The following is a 19,232-nucleotide window of genomic DNA, read 5'->3' as shown; positions in this document are numbered from 1 at the left end:
GCGACTGACCGAGGATGTCGTAGCCCAGAGCTATCTTCAGCGCATGGAGCGATTCGTCGACCGTGACTTCACCGCCACCGAATTCCGTGAATGCGTGCTGGATCGCGCCCGATTCGTGGGTGTGGTCATGCGCGGCGCGGAGATCGACGGTCTGCTGGACGACCTGACCGTCAACGGCGTCCCGGTGATGCCCTACGTCGAGACGGAGCTGGATCGCCGTCATCCGGTGCGCGTGCTGATCCGGTCCGACGACGTGGCCGACCTGCGCGAGGCGTGGCGGCAGCTGCGGGGCGCCTGGGCGAGCACGGTCGAGCGGTTGCGGCGATCGCCGGGCATCGAGCGCACGTCGGTGGGTGGCGAGTGGTCGGCGATCCAGACACTGCGGCATCTGGTCTTCGTGCACGACTCATGGTTCATCCGGTGCTGCCTCGGCCGGAGCGAGTCATTCACATCCTTCGGGCTGACGACCGACGGTATGCCGGCCGAGGCCACACCCGGTCTGGATCGTGCGGCCGACCCCACGCTGGACGAGGTGCTGGCGGTTCGGGCGAAGCAGGCGGAGTCGCTGGCGTCGTGGCTCGCCGAGTGCACGGCCGACGACCTCGCCCGGCCGGCTCCCGTGCCGGATGACGACGTGTGGCCGCCATACGCCAAGGGGAGGACGGTCCTGGAGTGCCTGCGGACCGTGCTGAACGAGGAGTTCGAGCATCACGGCTTCGCCGTCCGTGACCTCGCGACGCTCGAATAGCACCCGCCCTGTGGATGCCCACGTCCGGTGACCTCGGCCCGCACCTAGACTGCCGTTGTTATGGCGGGTCGCATCAAGTCCGAAGACGTGGAGCTCGTCAAGGAGCGCAGCTCCATCGAGGACGTCGTCAGCGAGCACGTCACGCTGCGCCGGTCCGGCAGCAACCTGGTCGGGCTGTGCCCGTTCCACGATGAGAAGACCCCGAGCTTCTCGGTCAATCCGACGCAGGGTTTCTACCACTGCTTCGGCTGCGGCAAGGGCGGCGATGTCATCTCGTTCGTCCAGGAGGTCGACCACCTCAGCTTCGCCGAATCCGTCGAACGTCTCGCCGGCAAGGTGGGCGTCGAGCTGCACTACGAGGACGGCGTCCGTCCCCGCGAGGAGAGCATCGGGCGGCGCACCCGGTTGCTCGAGGCGCACCGCGTGGCGGAGGAGTTCTATTCCTCGCTGCTGCCGGAGATGCCCGAAGCCCGTGCCGCCCGCGACTATCTGCGCGGTCGGGAGTTCGACGGAGCGATCGCCGAGCAGTTCGGCCTGGGCTACGCGCCCACCGACGGCCATGCGCTGTCAAAAGTGTTGCGCGACAAGGGTTTCAACCGGGACGAGATGCTCGCTGCGGGCCTGATCAACCGCGGCGGCTACGACGTGTTCCAGGGGCGGCTGCTCTGGCCGATCCGGGACATCACCGGGGACACGGTCGGCTTCGGGGCACGACGGATCTTCGACGGCGACCCGCGCCCAGCCAAGTACCTCAACACCGGCGAGACCGCGATCTACAAGAAGCAGCGGGTCCTCTACGGGCTCGACCTGGCGAAGAAGTCGATCGCCGACGATCGTCGTGCGGTGGTCGTCGAGGGCTACACCGATGTCATGGCCGCCCACCTGTCCGGTGTCACGCAGGCCGTTGCGACGTGTGGGACGGCATTCGGGGTCGAGCACATCAAGCTGCTGCGACGGTTGTTGCGCGACGAGGCGAGCGGCAGCCCGGCCAAGGTCATCTTCACGTTCGACGGCGACTCGGCCGGCCAGAAGGCCGCGCTCAAGGCGTATGACGAGGACCAGCGCTGGGCGTCGCAGTCCTTCGTCGCCATCGCGCCCGACGGCCAGGACCCGTGCGAGCTGCGGATCTCCGCCGGTCCGGAGGCGGTCAAGGATCTCGTCGACGGCGCGACGCCGATGTTCGAGTTCGTCGTACGCACCACGCTGGAGCGCTTCGACCTGGATTCCGTCGCCGGCCGCGTCGCTGCAACCCGCGCGCTGGCGCCGATCGTCGCCGACATACGTGACCCGCTCGCCCGGGAGGAGCTGATCCGCGAGGTCTCCCGCCACCTGGGCGTCGACGTGGGCGACTTCCAGCAGGCCGTCCGGCGAGCGCCGCGCGGCGGCATCGCCGAGGCCGCGAAGAGGACGCGCGACAAGCAGGTCGATGCGGCCTCGGAGGCGGCGGCGCCCGCCCCGGCATACGAGCCGCCCGACCTGCGTGACCCGATCGTGCGCGCCGAGCACATGCTGCTGCAGTGCGTCGTGCAGTTCCCGTCGGCGGTGCCGACCCAGCAGTTGGACCCGGTGGATCCGGCCGACCTGACGGCGCCGGCGCACCGCGCGGTGTTCGAGGCCGTGCGCGCCATCGGTATCGACCCGACCCGCAGTCAGGGTGCGTGGGTCTCGGCGATCAACGAGTCCGTCCCCGAGGTGGTGCGTCCCCTGGTCGCGCAGCTGGCCGTGGAGGCTCTGCCCACCAAGCTGGACAGCCAGGGCAGGCCGGACTGGCACTACGTGCGGTCGTTGGTGGTGCGGGTGCGCGAGGTCGCGCTGCGGCGGAAGATCTCGCAGGTGATGAGTTCGCTGCGCCGCAGCGATGACCCCGAGCAGACCCGCACCATCTCGGCGCAGCTGACGACCCTGCAGCGTTCGCTGAACGACCTGCTGGCCAACCTCGAGTGAGAGTTCCCTGCGGGTTGAGTAGGTCGGGGGAGCGAAGCGGAGGAGACCGTATCGAAACCCGGCGCCCAGTCAGCGACAATGGGGTCATCATGTCCTTCCTGAAGCGCTCCAAGCCACAGCTCCCGCCCGAGGTGCTTGAGCAACTCGACCTCCCCAAGGGCGAGCGCGTCCTGGCGTCGGCCGTTGACAAGCTCACCGCCGCGCACGTCGTCGCCACCAACTGGCATCTGACGGTGGTCGCCGCGGACAGCACCGTCACCGCGCGCCCGTGGCACCAGGTGGATGCCGGCCAGTGGGAGCCTCAGACGTGGAGCCTCACGGTCACCTGGATCGACGGAAAACGCCCGGGGCAGTGGACATTCGGCCCGCAGGACACGCGGCTGCCGGAGACGTTCCACGAGCGCGTGCGGGCCAGCATCGTGCTGGCCGAGGAACTGCCGCTCGAGGGCCGCGCCAAGGGTCGCGTCGTCGTACGACGTGACCTGCAGGCCGACACCCTGCTGACCCAGACGGTGCTCGGCCGCGGAGCGCGCGCCGACGACCCGCAGGTGCGCGATGCGGTCGAGCGCACCACGGCATACGTGCGCGATGCGGTGGGCCTCTGACGCCTCTCCCGATTGGGTGTTGCGGGACGGAATTTGCTATCGTTCTGCACGCGCACAGCGCACGATCCCCTGTAGCTCAATTGGCAGAGCATTCGGCTGTTAACCGGAGGGTTCTTGGTTCGAGTCCAAGTGGGGGAGCAAGCAGAACGGCCCGGAATTCCGGGCCGTTTCGTTTTACTGGGATGCTCCTGACTCGCCGCCGGCCGACTACAGCGCTCCTGCTCGCCGCACCATCACCACGGACGCCTCGCCGACGACCGACAGCGCTGCGAGCAGTTCGACCGGGTCGGCGGCAACGGGTGCGGTGTGTGCCTGCTGGACCAGACGGTCATAGGCACGAACGGCCGATGCCAGCGCCTGGAACTCGTCGGATCCGCAACTTGGCACGGAAGTGGGTTTCTGCTCCATCAGCTGCTCCTGTTCGTTGCCTCGCTGATCCCTTACCTGAAGAGACCACCGGGGAGCGAAAAGGTGACGCGGCGCCGGCCTCGCGTCAGCGACGTCACGATCCACGGCATGCACCGCGTCACATTTCTGGACGCCAGGGGTCTACCTGCGTGGACAACCCCTGGACGTCAGGAGACTCTTGTGCGGAACAACTACCCCGAAGGCCTCGCGTCGCAGCTCTCGATATGCCTGCGAAAGGAGTTGGCGCTCGCCCGCGACTCCAAAGTCCATCCGTTCGAACACCACGGGGTTGACGATTACACGCAGTGGCTGCAGGCTGCGCTCGATCGCATAGCTGCTGACGGGTCCAGTGCCGGAGCCGTGTGCGAGGACTGGCAACAGTCTCGTCCGCGTTGCGCTCGGCGAGCCCTGGAGTCCATGCCACCGGCATACCTCACAAGAGAACCGAGGCGTTGAGTCAAGTCTCGCGGGGGATCCAGCCGGCGTTCTTTTCGTGTTGCTCCTGCCCGCACAACTCGACGTCGCGGGCGTCGTCGGCCATCCGGGGCGCGGGGGTCGCTCACCGCGGACGGCGACATCGGCCCGCTGACCGACGCTGCGGTGCGGAAGTTCCAGCACAGCGCGGGCCTCGCGGACCACCGGCCCGCCCAATTTCAGGGGGTAGGTCAGGGGGTCTTCACCGTTGTCGGTTGCCCGCGTCGGCTGGACGCTGGAATGACACCGCGGCAGCAGACGACGTCCTGCGAATGGCTCGTGCTGATCGGGAAGCTCGACAAGATGCTCAGCTCCGCGTCACCCCAGCGGTCGTCCATCGCGACCGCACCTCAATTGAGGAGGAGCAGTGATGCAGCACAAATTGCCTGGACGTCGAGGAAAGACATCGGTGAGACCCAGAACGCTCGCCTGTGTCGCCACGCTCGTCGGCTCAATGTTGCTGACCTTCTCGTTTCCTGCCGGTGTCAGCGCCACTACCCGGGACGCATCATCGCAACGGTCCTGCCGAAATGTGCACGCTGCTCAGCGACCAGGGTCCCACTGCCCGACGGACCCGGCCGACGGCGCCATGTCGGGGATCGACGCCACCTCCCTGGCCGAAACACTCCTTCAGTCGGCGGCCAAGTCCGCGGGGGGCAAGATCGGTGGACTGATCGCTGGCTGGGCGCTCGACTCGATCTTCGGATCCTCGTCCCAGAACAACGATGAGATCAAGGCACAGCTCGACGGGCTACAGAGCCAGATGACGGGTCTGCAGGGGCAGATTCACGGGTTGGACGTCAAGCTGGACGACGCCGTCAAGAAGCTGATGACGCAGGCGGACCGCAACGCCTACGACGGGGTGGCAGCCCAAACCAACTACGACGCGGCCGATCTGGCTGATTACCAGATCCTGCTCAACTCCTGGCTGAAGCGACCGCCGGGGTCCGCAGTGGATGGTTCGCAGAGCAGCGAATTGCAAACCATGCGCAGCACCCTGGGAGTGATCATCCAGCACCTCGACCACGCCATGGTCGGTGCGGCGGGCTCTCGAGGGCTGATCGCGATCTACCGCAGCGTCATCCAGGCTCAAACGCCGTATCCGACAGATCGCTTCTACACCAGTGACTTCACCACTCCCATGTCCGACATGCTCGACTACTACGCGGGCCTGACCGTCCAGGCATTCGTCATGCTGGCCGAGGTAAACCACCTGAGCTGGACGAGTGGCGGCTCCACCTTCGCCGCCAATGACGCAGTCGTGGAGACGTATGCCGACCTGGTGCCGACGATGTTGACCCACTGGAACCAACTGGCTACCGGCGGGGTCGGGCGCCTCCCCGAGGACGTGGTCGCTGACACCGCGACCGGTCTGATGTGGTCGCGTTCGAATCTAACCCTGGCAGGAAGCAAGTACTTCTGCTGGACAAACTGCAATTGGTCGGCTTCAGTCTTACCGGCTCCCGCCACGGTCATCGGTGGCCTGTCCGGATGGGTCGTTCCGTCCTACGCTCAATTCGCCGCACTGACCCCAGGACTCGGGGACAAAGCCTTCGCATTCCTCACGGCCAATGGATTCCAGTGGCAGCAGGAATCTGTGACACCCAAGGACACGTACGGCCAGCATCCCGCGATCGTGGCACCGGCCTACTGGACCAGCGGGGACACCATGATCGGCTTCCTCGGGGGCTCGCTCCACCTCTACGATCAGAGTTACTTGCTGTACTCCTTGTGGCAGTCGTTTCCCGGACCTGGAGTCGTGGCGGTGCGACCCATTCACTAGCGACTGATGGTGCGGACATCCGCTGCAGGTCTCGGGCTGATGTCTCACTGAGCTGGTGCTTGGGCCCAGCTCAGGGCAGCTTGGCGACGGTCAACAGGATCGCCGAATCCTCCAGGGCCTGCACACTGTGTCGAGCGTGGGGCACCTTGATCAGGTCACCCGCACGGCCCTCCCACGAGGCGTCGCCACAGGTCAGGCGTACCCGTCCCCGCAACACGTGCACGGACGCTTCGCCAGGGTCGTTGTGCTCGCCGAGCTCAGTGCCGGCGAGCATTCCGACCACGGTTTGGCGCAGGACACGTTCGTGCCCGCCGATGACCGTGTCGGCGGCAGGCCGACCGCTGTGAGCAGCAGCCAACTCGAGTTGCTGAGTCGCCAACGCCTCCAGTGAGATTCGTTGCATCGGTGCATCCTTCCGCGCGACTGCCTCCGGACGGACCGCGCTCCAGCACGGTCCGTTCGGCAAGAGACAGTTCGAGGCTACCGGGCGGACCCGGCTCAGCCGGTGAATTCATCGACGCAGACAGCGAAGACCCACCCGCGGCGAAGTTGGCGATCTGGGTGCAGCCGAGATCGCCGTTCTCCAGCAGGTCCCGATGAACGGTCCGGCACTCGGGAGCGCCATACGAACGAAGCACCTCACGTTGTCGCGGGCTGCGGCGACTACCGGGCATGGAGACCACCTACGACCAGATCGTCGACCGCGACACCATCGACTACCTCGGACTGGACCCGCGCGGACTTGCGCGGGTGTTGGACAGTGGCGTCGACCATGGCGGCAACCCCATCGAGCCCTTCACCGACTACGAGGGCGGCTGGCCATTGCGTTGCTGCCTGGCCGACTCGTGTCCAGGAGACTTGATCGCGATCATCGCGTTCTCACCATTCTCCTGGCGCAGCCCGTATCGGGAGACCGGACCGGTCGTGGTGCACGCCACCGGATGCCCCGGCCACGACGGCCGTTTCCCTGTCCAGTTCGAAGGTCGGGACCAGGTGCTGCGCGCCTTCGGTGACGATGCCGGACGGGTGAACACCCAGGTCTATGACCAGCACCGCCTCGTCCGGGCGGGAGACGGTCTCGCCGCGGCGATCGAGGCGATCCTGGCGGACCCTCGGGTGCGCGAGGTTCACGCGCACAACGTGATCTCACAGTGCTTCAGCTTCGCCGCAACTGCGGCACGGGTGGGTAGCTCAGCTCCGCTGCTTCAGCCCCGTGCCGATACGGCTCAGGGCTGAAGCAGCGTTGTGGTCGCGTCCAGGATGCTCCGTCCGGTGGTGTCGACGAGCTTGCGCGCGGCGAACTCGCGCGACTGCTCCGAGGACTGATAGCGCAGCGCCGGCGACGGATCGGCAGCGATCTCCCGGATCACGGCGGCAACCGACTCGGCCGACTGGCCACCGGATCCGAGGGTCGCCATACGAGCGTTGAACCGATTGATGAGTAGCGCGTACGGATCGTCGTCGCCGGCGGCGTCCGCGTGCCCGCCCAGGTTGGCGAAGAACGCGGTGCGCACCGGGCCAGGCTCCAGGACCGAGATGGAGACGCCGAATTCGCGCATCACCGCCGCCAGGCTCTCCATCAGGCCTTCGACGGCGAACTTGGCAGCGTTGTACGCGTCGCTGAACGGCAGCGCGACGACGCCGTTCAAACTCGTCACCGTGATGATCCGTCCGGCGCGAGCTTCGCGCATTGCGGGCAGCACGGCCTTGGTGACTCGTGCCACGCCGAAGAAGTTGAGTTCCATCGACTGCGACAACTCGTCGATGGTGAGTTGTTCCAACGTCCCGCGATGTCCGGCACCGGCGTTGTTGACGAGCAGGTCGATCGTCCCCAGGTCGGCGCGGACGGAGCCGATGCACGAGTCGACCGACTCGTCGCTGGTGACATCCAGAGTCCGGTATTCCAGCCCCGGATATTGCTCCGCGAGCTCCCGCAACGCGTCCGACGTCTCCGGTTCGCGAGCTGTTGCGACCACGGTCCAGCCGGCAGCGGCAAGCTCCCGGGTGGTCGCCACGCCGATACCGCCGCTTGCGCCGGTGATTACTGCTACTGAAGACATGTCTGTCCACTCCGATCTACTTGCGAAGTCCTACTTCGCGAGTGTTACCGCCGAGCTCGTGCTCCCGAGGTGGCTGTGCTGGGGTGGCACGACCGCCCGGTAGGTGCCCTTCGGGAGGTTGAGTGTCAGCCTCTCGCCGGAGCCGTTCGTCGTTTGGCTGCTGACGGCACGCCAGCCGCCGCTCTCGGTGAGCCTCTGCACCGTGACCCGCCACCCGGCGTCGCCGCTGAGTTCCGGCCCGACGTCGACCAGCAGGGTGCCGTCGGCATTGCTCGCGGTCGCGCTCACGGTCGATGACCCGAGCCAAGTCACCGGACCACAGAGCGAGTTCGTCTCGCGCACCCCGTCGGGACACGTCGTCAGCACCCACCCAACACCGGTGAGCACAGCGCCGGTCAGATCCGCCCCGTCAAGGTTGGCCGCGCCGAGCAGAGCGCCCGTCAGGTCCGCACCGCTGAGGTTCGCGGCTCTGAGATCGAGCGATCTCAGATCGGCCCCGACCAGGTCGGCGCCGCTGAGGTTCGCGCCCGGTCCGACGAGGTATCCCTTGACCACTCTCCAGCCCGTGGGAAGGCTCGGCGTTCCCACGATCGAGCCGGAGACGACGCCGTCGAGGGTTGCGTTCCTCATGTCGGCGCCGGCCAGCGTCGCGCCGGTCAGCCGGGCGCCGGAGAAGATGGCGTTCACCAAGGTCGCTCCGGTGAGGTTCACTCCCGAGAGGGTGGCATCGGTGAAGTTCGTCCCGCTGAGCGAGAGACCGAGCTGGGCCGCACTGGTGAACCTCGCGCCGGCGAGGTTCGCGCTCGGTCCGACCAGATAGCCCTGCACCACGCGATAGCGACCACTGGCGGGGAGTGACTTCGGCACTCCCCGCAGCCCTCCGGAAACCACCCCGGCGAACTTGTTGTCGTCGTCGGTCGAGAACGTCGCGAAGGTGATCGTCGCGTTGCTGAGCGTGACGTTCGCCAGCGTCGCGTTCGTCAGCACGGTGAGATAGAGGGAGGCTCCCGTGAGGTTGGCGCCGGTGAGGTTCGCCCCGGTCGCGTCGGCGTCGTCCAGGCGCGCATTGACGAGGTCGACTCCCGAGAGGTTCGCACCCTTCAGATTGCTCTCAATGAAATTCGTTCTGGCGAGGTTCGCGCCCGCGAGGTTGACGCCAGCGAGGTCGGCTCTGTGGAACGAGGAAGCGCTCAGGTTGGCTCGCGGTCCCAGCAGGTACCCGTACGCTGCAGTCCAGCCCGTAGGCAGCTTGGGCTGGAGATCATGGGACAGCGTGTAAGTACGCAGGCCGGTGAGCACGGCGCCGGTGAAGTCCGCGGCCGAAACGTCGGACCCTGAGATCTCCGCGTTTGTCAGATCACTCCCACGGAGGTCGGCGCCGGTCAGGTCGCCCGCACGGAAGATGGTGTTGGTCAGTGTCGCCCCGATCAGGTTCACCCCGCTGAGGTCTGCCGACCCGAAGTTGACACCGCTCAGGTCGAGTCCGCTCAGATCGGCGCCGTGGAGGTTCGCGCCGGGACCGACCAGGTAGCCGCCGCCACCGTCCTTCTCCAACCCTGTCCAGCTCCAACCGGTCGGCAAGGTGCAGTCGGTGCAGTCGACGCCACCGGACTTCACCCCGGTCAAGGTGGCGCTGCTCAGGTCCATGCCGCGCAGATCCGCACCGGTCAGATTCGCGCCCGGTCCCACGAGGTAACCGTTGACGAGCCGCCAGGGAGCGGGCAGCGTGCCGGTGCCGATGATTCCGCCCGAGATCACGCCACTGAGCTTGGCTCCGGTGAGGTTCACGCGGGTGGCGCCTTCGTCGTCGGACAACACCGCGCCGGTCAGGGTCGCACCAGTCAGGTCCGCACGGGTCAGATCGATGCCGGTGAGATCGAGGCCCGCAAGGTTCGGCGCTCCCAGCTGCGCATCCGGCCGGAGGTTCGGCCCGGTGCCCTGAGCCATGTAGTCGATCGGCATGACGCCCGTGCCGCGAACAGCAAGCAGTGCTCCGCTCGCGCCGGGGGTGAGCCACTGGCTCGGCAGCCAGTCACAGTACGGCGAGGGTCCGCTGGACGGGATCAGCGGACGTCCTGACCACACCGCGGTCGCTGTCGAGGTCGAGACGCCGGTGTGGGTCACGACCGGTTGAACCAAGGAGTCGAAAGGGCCTCCCCGAATGATGCAGTATGCCTTCTGCGTGACGAGGTCGTCGGACCAGAGGAATGGCCACGCACCCTTTGCGATCTGCTGCCACCGCGGACTCGTCGGGTTCAGCGCGCTGAGGAAGTCGCCTGGGGTCTTGGCCGGAGCAGCCGCCATACCGTTGAGCAGGGTGGTCAACGCGGCCTGCGACGGGACCTGCCAGTCGTCGAAACCCTCCTCATGGTGTGCGTTGAGATTGGTCAACGCTCTCGGAACGGTTCCCGGACCGGCCACACCCGGCTGGAACCGGAGGTTTCTCGACACCGGGACCCACATCGTCACGTTGCTCGTGCCGGCCCGCGGAACGCTGGCTCCGACGTCGATGACGGCGCCCGGCGGAATGGCGGGCGGAAGGTTCCTTGCCTCGGAGACACGGAACCCCAGGAACTCGCGCCGGGCGGTGTTGAAGCTGGCTAACGAACCGGGGAAGGTCCCGGTCGGTACCCGATCCGCATCAACCGCCGGCAGGTTGCGCTCCATCTTCATCCAGGCTGCGAGCGCTTCCCAGTCGGCGAACTGGTCGTACAAGCCCCGGATCTGGGACGACTGCGTCGCCGTGAGATAGCGGTTCTGGTTGAGCAGCAATCTGCCCAGAGCGGCGATTACGGACGTCGCCTGCCCCGGAACCAGGAAGTCGTGGATCTTTTGCGGTGCGGTCTTGCAGCAGGAGTCGAACGCCACGTAGAACTCGTTCCTCCGGGCGATCAACGCACTGGCCGCCTTGTCGATCTTCCCCTTGTCTCCCGCATCCTTCGCCTGCGCGAGCTGTGTTGCGGCGTCGACGACTCGGGTGAACTCGTACTTGTAGAGGTCATCGAGCGGCGTCGTGACGTCGTCACGAAGGTGAATCAGCTTGACGTCCAGAGCGTCCCTGTCCAGCAGGCCGATCGTTCCGTTCAGACTGGTTTGCAGGTCGGTGATCTGACCTTGGACCTGGGTGAGTTGTTGCTTCAGCTCCTTGAGCAGAGCGGTGTTCGGATCCGGGGCGATGAGATCGTTGAGCCCGCTCATGCTGAAGATCATGCCGATGCCCTGAGCCACCGCGGCCCCTGCAGCCTTCTCCAGCAGCCACCCACCGAAGTTGGTGGCGAGCGCGATGGTCGCGGGATCCAAGAGCCTGCCCTTCTGCTTCGACCCGCCGGGACCACCGCCACGGTTGCGGATCGACTGAGCGATCAACTCATCGACCTGAGACTGTGATCCCCGACTCGGGACATCGACAGTCGCGGCCGATGTCGTCGTACTCGGGGCCGCCGCTTCGGCGGGCGCGACGGCCGTCGTCGAGCCCATCACCACCGTCGCCGCGATCAGGAAGGAGGTTGCTCCGGACACCCGACGCTTCATGACTTCTCCTCAGGTAGGAACCGGCCGTCATACGTGACGGATGGCCGCGGATCGGCGCCGAGCAGGTCGTCGAGGTGGGCCAGCAACTCGAGCCAGCCGCTGAATGCCGTCGATTGCCCGACGCCGTCGCCGATGTGGCCGCGGAGGTGGTCCTCGTCGACGGTGACGTCGATCGTGATGTGCATCTGGTCGCTCATTGGTTTCAGTGTTGCGGCCGAGAGCGGCGCTCCGACACCGTGCTGAACCCCTGACGTACCCCCTGAATTTCGGGCGTTCTCAGGTGATTTCAGGTAGTGGACGGCCCGGCGAGCGCGTCGGGCAGCGCCGTGCGGGCGGTGATGCCGAGCTTGCGATAGATGTTGGTGAGGTGCCCCTCGACCGTTCGCGGGGTGACGTAGAGCGTCTGGGCGATGTCCCGAGTGGTGTGGCCCTGGGCGGCGAGATTCGCGATCCGCTGCTCGCTGGGTGTCAGCGACGTGGGCCCGGTGAGCGCTTCCCGGCGAGGGCGGCCACCGGCGGCATACAGCTCCGCTCGTGCCGTCTCGGCAAGAGCGGTCGCCCCGCAGCGACTCGCCATTTCGAGGCCACGACCGAGCGGCGCTCGCGACTCCGAACGTCGGCCGGAGCGCCGCACCGCGGAGCCGAGCGCGACCAGCGCCTTCGCATGCTCGAGCCGCGCCGGGGAGATCTCCGTGGCTGTAACGGCCTCGCGCAGCAGGGTCTGACCGGCGTCCGGCCGCAGTGTTCCCAGCAGACGCAGGGCGCGGCCGATCGCCGCTGGTGCGCCCCAGCCTCGTGCCGCCGCGAGCTCGAGGTCGAGCAGCGCCAGCGCCTCGTCGAGCTGCCCGAGACCGGCGAGCGCGCGTGCCTCGAGCGAGCGCCACGGCATCCACGCGGGGTTCGCGTACTCGTGCAGTTGACCGGGGCGGCTGGCCACGGCGGTGTGCGCCTCCAGCCATCGGCCTTCGGCGAGCAGGAGCGCAACCCCTGCGCGACGCACCAGTCCGTCGCCGTCCGACTGCGGATTGGGGTGGCCACGTCGGGCGAGGGCCCGTCGGGCACCTGCAAAATCACCTCGCTCGATCAGCGTCTGGGTCAGGAACGCGGCGCCGTAGGCGAGGGACGGCCCGTTGTTGCCGAACCCCTGCTGCAGTTGCTCGTTGGCTTCGCGCAGCGACGTCTCCGCCTCGTGGAGCTCGCCGCGCCGCAGCCATGTCCACCCGCGCCAGAGGTTCACCGAACACACGGAGGGTTGCGAACCGAGACGTCGCGAAGCGCTCATCGCCTCATCCCATACAGGGAGCGCCTCGTTGTGGTCCGCCAGGGCGAGAACCGCCCCGGCGACGGCGGCGCCGAATCCCGGATCCCGCGCGAGCAGCGAGCCATCGGCGAGGACAGCCAACGCGAAGTCACTGCATTCCTGCGCCGAGCCACCGCCGAGCGCCCAGTCCCACGCGGCCACGGCAGCCAGCATCTGCGCGCCCAGGCGATCCGGAACCCCGGCAGCACGCACGTCGGCGAGCCGCTCCTGCCAGTTCGGCACCTGGATGCCCCCGAAGAACACCGCGTACAGCTCGATCGCCTCCAGCGCTCGTCGCTGATCGGCGTGTGTTTTCTGGAGCTCCGTCACCGCATGTTGCGACACCGCCACGGCGTCGCGCGCAGGTCCGGTCCATAGCAGCGAGCGGGCGAGCACGTCGGCGGCGAGCGCCCGCTGCAGCGAGTCGTCGAGGCGGTCATGCACCTCGCGCAAGCGCTCGGCCGAAGCTTCGGAGTCGATGCGCGCCTCGGCGGACCCGAGCTCCCACAACAGCCCGACCTGGTCGCTTCCTGCCGGGCCTTCGTCCAGTGCGCGCCGAAGGTAGGAGACGGCGCTCTCCGGGTCGCCGCGGCGTAGCGCTCGCAACCCTGCCCTGCGCAACGCCTCGGCGGCCCAAGCATCCCCGCGCGGTGACACGAGGAGCAGCTGGCTGGCCACCACCTCGGGCGCGGCTCCGAGCCCGGCCAGCTTCTGGGCGGCGCGCTGATGCCACAGATCGCGTTCGGACGCCGACAGATCCAGGTAGACCGCATCGCGCACCAGTGCGTGAACGAAGCCCAGGGGGTCTTCGACCCGCAGGATGTCCGCGGCGGCCAGCGTGCGCGTGGCTGCTGCGACCCTGTCCTCGTCGAGGCCCGCCAGCGCAGCCGTCACGGGCAGGCTCGCTCCGTCGCCCAGGACTGCGATCGCCCGCGCGACCGCGACTGCATCCGAGGGGAGTCGCGAGAGACGCAGCAGGACCGTGCGAGAGACTGCGCGGGGGCCGAACTTCCCGATCTCCGTGGCGTGAGAGGAGTCGGGGCGGACGTTCTCCTCCTGCAGCGCCGTGACCAGCTTCCGTAGGAGCAGCGGGTTGCCGCCGGTCGCGCGATGGCAGGCGCTGCAGAATTCGCTCTCAGCGTCGTCTGCCACCGCGGCGCGCACCATGTCGGCTGTGCCCTCTTCGCTCAGCGTGGCGAGGGGGATCGACACTGCGGCGTCGTCGTCGAGGATGTCGATGAGCAGCCCAGACTCCGGAAGATCCCCGTCGTCCATGCGCGCCGCTGTGGCCACCAGTACGTTGAGGCCCTCGAGTCGGCGTTCGAGGTAGGCGAGGAACCGTAAGGACGCAGGGTCGCACCACTGCAGGTCATCGATGACCAGACAGAGCGGACCGTCGGCGGCTGCGTTCACCGTCAGCCAGAAGAGACCATGGAGTATGCCGAACGGGCCCGGGGCCGACTCGTGGTCATCCTCGGGCGCGAACACCCTCTTCGCCACCTCGGCCGATCCGTGCAGCCAGCGTTCGCCGCGGTCGGGATCGCGCAACTGAGTCTCGAAAAGTTGCCGCACGACTCCGTATGGCAGCTCACGTTCGACCTCGCTGCCACGCGCCGCCAGCACACCGAACCCTGCGGCGTCGGCCTTCTCTCGTGCAACGGCGAGCAGACTGCTCTTTCCGATGCCGGGCGGTCCCTCCAACAGCACAAGAACGGCGTTGCCGTCCAACGACTGGTGGACCAACTGGTCAAGCAGCGCGGACTCGCTGTCCCGCTCGAACAGCCGGCCGGGCGCGCTCATGCTCATTGGCCTCCGGTGCGCGCCATACGGCTGATCATCCCCGCGCGGCATGGATGTGGACTTGTCGGCCGTGGCGAGTATCGAACTGACCTGAGCGCGCCTTGTGCGAGCGTCCGCCGGCTGACAGCAGGAGGCATGGCCGGAGCGTACCGCTGTCACCAGCGGTGAGTCGGGCATCTTGCCGCAGACCACATCGTCTGCATCACTTCCGCTCGACCTCGGGTTCCACGAAGTCGGGGAAGGTTGTCGGGGCCAGCTCCTCCAGCGTCCGGCCCGCCCAGTCGCCCTCGTGCCAGTGCGCCCAGACGCGTTCACCGGCCGCCTGGACGCCGCGCGCGGCCTCCTCCGGGTCGGTGCCGAGGACAGTGCCGTCCTCGACGACCGGCCGACCGTCGACCCAGACTTCGGCCAGGTCCGACGGACCGGCGTAGTAGACGATGTTCCGGATCGGATCACGCACTGGCGCCATACCGAAGGAGTCGGTCCGCCAGAAGAGCAGGTCCGCCTTCGCGCCCTTGGAGATTCGCCCCAGATCGTCGCGGCCGAGGAGCCGGGCTGCGTTGACGGTCGCTGCGTCGAACACGCGCTTGGCGGTGGAGGTGTCGGCTCGCCGCGAGGTGATCTTCCCCGAGATCGCAGTCCAGCGCAGCGACTCGATCATCGACTGCGGGGCGGTGTCGGTGCCGATGCACATGTTCACTCCTGCCTCGACGTATGCCGGGAAGGACTCCATCAGGATGCCGCGTCGCGCGAAGCACCAGGCGTTGTACGACACCGAGGTGCGCGACTCGGCGAGCAGTCCCAGGTCGTCGCCGGCGAAGTTGACCCAGCTGTTCCCGGTGATGAAGATCGCGTGTCCGAGCAGGGTGTCGGGTCCCAGGAAGTCGAGGTCGGCGAGCCATTCGATCGGCGTCCGCCCGTGTCGCCGGGTCATCTCGTTGAACTCCCAGACGCCCTGCGAGGCGTGCAATGAGACCGGAACACCGAGCTCCCGAGCGGCCTGCTTGGTGTCCCTGAGCAGCTCGGCAGCGCAGGTGTCGACCTGGGCCGGACCGAGGAAGCCCTGCACGCGCTCACCCGCCCGATTCGCTTGGGCGCGAACGAAATCGACTGCCCGCTCGAGACCCTTCTGCCCGGCGGCGAGGTCCCACTCGTAGTCGACGCGCTTGCCGTCCGGGGTGAACCACCGCCCGGACCGGTAGGACGGTGCGACATACCCGCGCAGGCCGACCCGGTCGAGTTCGTCCGCGACGTATTCGGCCTCGTCGCCGAGGTGCATGACGGTGGTGGTGCCGGACCGCGCGAGCTCGATGAGCGAGTAGTCGACGCAACTGCGCATGCCGGCGGGCGTGAGTCCGGCGTCCTCGGCCGGCAGGATCTCGATCAGACCGGTCAGCCAGAACTGCCGGGGACCGTGATCCTCCTGGACCGACTTGTCGATGGGGGAGGAGTGCAGGTGGGAATGGGTGTTGATGAAACCCGGCGTGATGATGCGGTCCGGCAAGTGGCGTTCGGCATCCACCGGTCCGTCATACGCCGTGCCGACATACACCACGCGGTCGTCGTCGACGACGATGCAACCATCGCGGAGCAGCCGATGGCCGTCATCCTGATGCGCGACGATGTATGGCGCGGTGAGCCTGGTGCGGGTCATGTGTCCTCCTCGGTGAGCGGCATCACCGAGCCTGTCACGACGACCACCGGCGGGCAGCGGAATCGCAGGTGCGCGGCCGGGTACCCTTCCCGGCCGCCGCGCGCCCAATTGAGGCGGGAGCGGAAAAGCTTCTACGGGCTTCGGTCAGAAGCTCGCAGCGTGCTCACCGAGTGGAATGCGTGCGCGTGCCTGCCGTGCGAGGCTGGGGTCGACCTCGCCGCTCAGCAATGCCGGCTGGTGTCCGAGTTGCGCCCGGACACAGCCGAACGGATCGACGAGCATGCTGTTGCCGATACCGAGCGGGTCGCTGCCCGAGGGCGGGTTCCACGCCTGGTCGCAGGCGAGGATCCACGCCTGGGAGTCGAGTGCGCGAGCCTGCACCAGGAGCTGCCATTGGGCGGCCTTACCGGGCCCCTCGCCCCAGGACGCCGGCACCACCACCAGATCGACGTCGGCCCGGCCGAGCGCCCTGAACTGGTCAGCAAAGCGGAGGTCGTAACAGGTCGCCACGCCGATCGTCATGCGCTCAATCTCGAAGGTGACCAGATCCTGTCCGGGCGCGACCGTGTCGGACTCGCGTGAGCCGAACGCGTCATATAAGTGGATCTTGTTGTATGACGCGTCGACGCCGGCGCCGGTGATGAGCAGCGTGTTGTGGACGCGCCCGGCATCGGCCGGAGTGAACATGCCGGCGATGACGGTGACCCGGTGTTGCGCCGCAAGCTCGCGCAGGGCAGTGGCGAAGGGGCCGTCCAGCGGTTCGGCGACTGATGCCAGGTCAGTCCCGAATGGGCACATCGAGGCCTCGGGGAAGACAACAAGTCGTGCACCGGAGTCCGCGGCATTCCTGACGTTCTTCTCGATGTCTTGAAGGTTGAGTACGGGATCCGCGGTAGAGCTCATCTGGGCGGCAGATACTTTCATGTTTCTCCTCAGTCCGTATACTTATTGTATGCAGGAATCAGGGCGGGAGCGCGCATACAACTACCTTCGCGGCCGGTTACTGGAGGACCCCGGCTTGGCGGGCACTTTCCTCAGTGAGGCATCCGTCGCGCAGGACGCGGGCGTGAGCCGCACCCCAGTCCGCGAAGCGATGCTGATGCTTGAAGGTGAAGGCCTGGTCCAGCTGGTGCCGCGGCGCGGTGCCTTGGTTGCGCCACCGCCCACTCCGACGGTGATCCGTGAGGTGCTGGAAGCGCGTGAGGCGCTCGAGACGTGGGCGACCCGCCTTGTCCTGGCCCGCGACAATGCACCCGTCGCGACCATGCAGGAGTGCATCGATCGCCAGAAGCGCGATCTGCAGGGCCGGGCGGACACCGATCGTGAGTTCATCTCGATCGACAGCGCCTTTCACATGGCGCTGATCACCACCACCGAGAACCAATTGGTCGAGCGCATGTACGCGATCGCCAGGATGCGGCACCTGCACATCGGTGTCGCGGCGATCCAGCGTTACCCCACGCGCCGGACCGAGGTGATCCGTGAGCATCAGGCGATCGTCGATGCATTGGTGGCCAAGGACGAGGCCAAGGCAATCGCCGCCGTCAGTGAACATCTGCAGGCAACTCATCGCAGCCTGGTCGATCAGACGTGACTCGGTGTGAGCCGCGGGTCGATCACGTTCTGGTCGACCTCGTCCACCACACGCTTGCCCATCGCCAGGCCGATCAGGGTGATGACCACAGCGATCGTCACGTATGCCGCGATCAGGTAGCCACCGGAGTTCTTGGAGTTGAGCCAGGCGAACGCCGACGGCGCGAAGCCTCCGCCGATGATTCCCGCGATCGTGTAGGCCAATGAGGAGCCGGTGTAGCGGAGCCGGGCGTGGAACTGCTCGGCGACGTGGGCTGCCTGTGGGGCATACATGATCGAGTGGAAGAACAGCCCGATGACGACTCCGGCCAATCCCATTGCGAACGACCTCGTTTGGGTCAGGGCGATGAAGACATACATCCAGATGGCCCCGCCGATAGCGCCCCCGGCATACAACATCCGTCGATCGACACGGTCCGACAGCCAGCCCGCCACGGGCATGGTGACGACTTGGAACGCACCGCCCACCAGGGTGCACGCCAGCGCCTCGTTCGAACTCAGAGCGTGCGGCCCACTCTTGAGCCACACCAGCACGAAGACCGCGAAGAAGGCGTAGGCGACGTCCGGCCCGACCCGACTCAGCACGGCACCGGTCAGGGCTCGCCGCTGAGTGCGGAGCACATCCATCACCGGTGCCTCCGGGACCTCGTTTCGTTCAGCCAGACGTTTGAAGACCGGGGTCTCCTCGAGCCGGAGTCGCAGCCAGATGCCGAAAGCGACGATGACGCCGGCCAGCATGAACGCCAGCCGCCATCCCCAACTCAAGAATGCCGACTTCGACAGTGCCGAGCTGAGGATCAGCAGGACCAGGTTCGCGAGGACACTTCCGAGCGGGACACCGATCTGCGCGGCGGAGGCCCAGAAGCCACGCTCGTTCGGATCGCCGAACTCACTGCTGAGCAGTACGGCGCCGCCCCACTCGCCACCGACGCCGACACCCTGCAGGAACCGCAGCACCACCAGCGCGATGGGAGCCCAGACGCCGACCGTCGCGTACGTCGGCAGTAGGCCGATGCACACCGTCGAGCCGCCGATCAGCATCAAGGTCCACATCAGAACCTTCTTGCGGCCAACCCGGTCGCCGAGTCGGCCGAACACGACGCCGCCGATCGGGCGGGAGATATAACCGGCGGCATACGTCAGGAAGGCCTTGATGGTGGCCATTGCCGGATCATCGTTCGAAAAGAAGAGCTGGGAGAACACCACGGCGGCCGACGCGCCGTAGAGCGCGAAGTCGTACCACTCCAGTGAGGTGCCCATCAGGCTCGCGATGAACGCACGGCGTAGCGTCCGGCGCTGTTCCAGCGGATGCTCGGGTTTCGTGCTCGGCAT

The 19,232-nt window shown here is 67.1% G+C and carries 15 protein-coding genes and 1 tRNA gene; 7 read left to right on the top strand and 9 right to left on the bottom strand.

Annotated features, from left to right (window positions below; all coding sequences use genetic code 11):
• The first annotated feature begins 43 nt into the window (after positions 1 to 43).
• The 4 genes from VG502_RS17320 (at position 44) to VG502_RS17305 (ending at position 3,435) form a co-directional block, all read left to right on the top strand.
• On the top strand, positions 44 to 748 hold the full coding sequence (locus VG502_RS17320) for a DinB family protein (protein WP_325551327.1): 705 nt from the start codon (positions 44 to 46) through the stop codon (positions 746 to 748).
• 60 nt (positions 749 to 808) lie between these two features.
• Entirely contained in the window at positions 809 to 2,692 is a 1,884-nt protein-coding gene (gene dnaG, locus VG502_RS17315) for a DNA primase (protein ID WP_325551326.1), read from the top strand.
• 89 nt (positions 2,693 to 2,781) lie between these two features.
• Positions 2,782 to 3,297, top strand: a complete 516-nt coding sequence (locus VG502_RS17310) for a hypothetical protein (protein ID WP_325551325.1) — start codon at positions 2,782 to 2,784, stop codon at positions 3,295 to 3,297.
• Between the two features lie 65 nt (positions 3,298 to 3,362).
• Positions 3,363 to 3,435: transfer RNA gene (locus VG502_RS17305), tRNA-Asn, on the top strand.
• Positions 3,436 to 3,504: 69 nt separating this feature from the next.
• Here the strand turns inward: VG502_RS17305 and VG502_RS17300 are convergent.
• The gene (locus VG502_RS17300; protein WP_325551324.1) at positions 3,505 to 3,705 is read right to left on the bottom strand and encodes a hypothetical protein; all 201 of its coding nucleotides are present in this window, start codon (positions 3,703 to 3,705) and stop codon (positions 3,505 to 3,507) included.
• Positions 3,706 to 4,546: 841 nt separating this feature from the next.
• Here VG502_RS17300 and VG502_RS17295 point away from each other — a divergent pair.
• Complete coding sequence (locus VG502_RS17295) at positions 4,547 to 5,962, top strand: hypothetical protein (protein WP_325551323.1); 1,416 nt, start codon at positions 4,547 to 4,549, stop codon at positions 5,960 to 5,962.
• A 70-nt stretch (positions 5,963 to 6,032) separates the two neighbouring features.
• Here VG502_RS17295 and VG502_RS17290 read toward each other — a convergent pair whose 3' ends face one another.
• The gene (locus VG502_RS17290; RefSeq protein ID WP_325551322.1) at positions 6,033 to 6,365 is read right to left on the bottom strand and encodes a cupin domain-containing protein; all 333 of its coding nucleotides are present in this window, start codon (positions 6,363 to 6,365) and stop codon (positions 6,033 to 6,035) included.
• 269 nt (positions 6,366 to 6,634) lie between these two features.
• On the opposite strand from VG502_RS17290, the gene VG502_RS17285 reads away from it, so the two are divergent.
• Positions 6,635 to 7,198, top strand: a complete 564-nt coding sequence (locus tag VG502_RS17285; RefSeq protein WP_325551321.1) for a DUF1203 domain-containing protein — start codon at positions 6,635 to 6,637, stop codon at positions 7,196 to 7,198.
• Here VG502_RS17285 and VG502_RS17280 read toward each other — a convergent pair.
• From VG502_RS17280 to VG502_RS17255, 6 genes are all read right to left on the bottom strand, one after another.
• Positions 7,189 to 8,022 carry an SDR family oxidoreductase gene (locus tag VG502_RS17280; protein WP_325551320.1) on the bottom strand — a complete coding sequence of 278 codons (834 nt, stop codon included), beginning with the start codon at positions 8,020 to 8,022 and terminating at the stop codon, positions 7,189 to 7,191. The two genes, VG502_RS17285 and VG502_RS17280, sit on opposite strands and share 10 nt — an antisense overlap.
• Positions 8,023 to 8,052: 30 nt before the next feature.
• A complete protein-coding gene (locus VG502_RS21860; RefSeq protein WP_325551319.1) occupies positions 8,053 to 11,553 on the bottom strand; it encodes a pentapeptide repeat-containing protein in 3,501 nt (1,166 codons plus the stop codon).
• Positions 11,550 to 11,750: a hypothetical protein gene (locus tag VG502_RS17270; RefSeq protein ID WP_325551318.1), complete on the bottom strand. Its 201-nt coding sequence runs from the start codon at positions 11,748 to 11,750 to the stop codon at positions 11,550 to 11,552. Before VG502_RS17270 ends, VG502_RS21860 begins: the two co-directional genes overlap by 4 nt.
• An 89-nt stretch (positions 11,751 to 11,839) precedes the next feature.
• Positions 11,840 to 14,653 (bottom strand): helix-turn-helix transcriptional regulator, encoded by a 2,814-nt coding sequence (locus VG502_RS17265; protein ID WP_325551317.1) that lies wholly within the window; start codon positions 14,651 to 14,653, stop codon positions 11,840 to 11,842.
• A 202-nt stretch (positions 14,654 to 14,855) separates the two neighbouring features.
• Positions 14,856 to 16,307, bottom strand: coding sequence for an amidohydrolase family protein (locus VG502_RS17260; RefSeq protein WP_325551316.1), 1,452 nt, complete (start codon positions 16,305 to 16,307; stop codon positions 14,856 to 14,858).
• A 144-nt stretch (positions 16,308 to 16,451) separates the two neighbouring features.
• Positions 16,452 to 17,231 carry a carbon-nitrogen hydrolase family protein gene (locus tag VG502_RS17255; RefSeq protein WP_325551315.1) on the bottom strand — a complete coding sequence of 260 codons (780 nt, stop codon included), beginning with the start codon at positions 17,229 to 17,231 and terminating at the stop codon, positions 16,452 to 16,454.
• Between VG502_RS17255 and VG502_RS17250 the strand changes: the two genes are divergently transcribed.
• A complete protein-coding gene (locus tag VG502_RS17250) occupies positions 17,230 to 17,901 on the top strand; it encodes a GntR family transcriptional regulator (RefSeq protein WP_325551314.1) in 672 nt (223 codons plus the stop codon). The two genes, VG502_RS17255 and VG502_RS17250, sit on opposite strands and share 2 nt — an antisense overlap.
• Here VG502_RS17250 and VG502_RS17245 read toward each other — a convergent pair.
• Positions 17,892 to 19,232: an MFS transporter gene (locus tag VG502_RS17245; protein ID WP_325551313.1), complete on the bottom strand. Its 1,341-nt coding sequence runs from the start codon at positions 19,230 to 19,232 to the stop codon at positions 17,892 to 17,894. The two genes, VG502_RS17250 and VG502_RS17245, sit on opposite strands and share 10 nt — an antisense overlap.

This window comes from Flexivirga sp. (assembly GCF_035551235.1).
GTDB lineage: Bacteria > Actinomycetota > Actinomycetes > Actinomycetales > Dermatophilaceae > Flexivirga.
The sequence above is the reverse complement of the archived record's forward strand: the minus strand, read 5'-3'. Positions and strand labels throughout refer to the sequence as shown.

Bases quoted from the DNA above. Each gene is read 5' to 3' on its own strand.
- VG502_RS17320 (WP_325551327.1), top strand. From the start codon at position 44: ATGGAGCGATTCGTCGACCGTGACTTCACCGCCACCGAATTCCGTGAA.
- dnaG (WP_325551326.1), top strand. From the start codon at position 809: ATGGCGGGTCGCATCAAGTCCGAAGACGTGGAGCTCGTCAAGGAGCGC.
- VG502_RS17310 (WP_325551325.1), top strand. From the start codon at position 2,782: ATGTCCTTCCTGAAGCGCTCCAAGCCACAGCTCCCGCCCGAGGTGCTT.
- VG502_RS17300 (WP_325551324.1), bottom strand. From the start codon at position 3,705: ATGGAGCAGAAACCCACTTCCGTGCCAAGTTGCGGATCCGACGAGTTC.
- VG502_RS17290 (WP_325551322.1), bottom strand. From the start codon at position 6,365: ATGCAACGAATCTCACTGGAGGCGTTGGCGACTCAGCAACTCGAGTTG.
- VG502_RS17285 (WP_325551321.1), top strand. From the start codon at position 6,635: ATGGAGACCACCTACGACCAGATCGTCGACCGCGACACCATCGACTAC.
- VG502_RS17280 (WP_325551320.1), bottom strand. From the start codon at position 8,022: ATGTCTTCAGTAGCAGTAATCACCGGCGCAAGCGGCGGTATCGGCGTG.
- VG502_RS21860 (WP_325551319.1), bottom strand. From the start codon at position 11,553: ATGAAGCGTCGGGTGTCCGGAGCAACCTCCTTCCTGATCGCGGCGACG.
- VG502_RS17270 (WP_325551318.1), bottom strand. From the start codon at position 11,750: ATGAGCGACCAGATGCACATCACGATCGACGTCACCGTCGACGAGGAC.
- VG502_RS17265 (WP_325551317.1), bottom strand. From the start codon at position 14,653: ATGAGCGCGCCCGGCCGGCTGTTCGAGCGGGACAGCGAGTCCGCGCTG.
- VG502_RS17260 (WP_325551316.1), bottom strand. From the start codon at position 16,307: ATGACCCGCACCAGGCTCACCGCGCCATACATCGTCGCGCATCAGGAT.
- VG502_RS17250 (WP_325551314.1), top strand. From the start codon at position 17,230: ATGTTTCTCCTCAGTCCGTATACTTATTGTATGCAGGAATCAGGGCGG.
- VG502_RS17255 (WP_325551315.1), bottom strand. From the start codon at position 17,231: ATGAAAGTATCTGCCGCCCAGATGAGCTCTACCGCGGATCCCGTACTC.
- VG502_RS17245 (WP_325551313.1), bottom strand. From the start codon at position 19,232: ATGCCGAGCACGAAACCCGAGCATCCGCTGGAACAGCGCCGGACGCTA.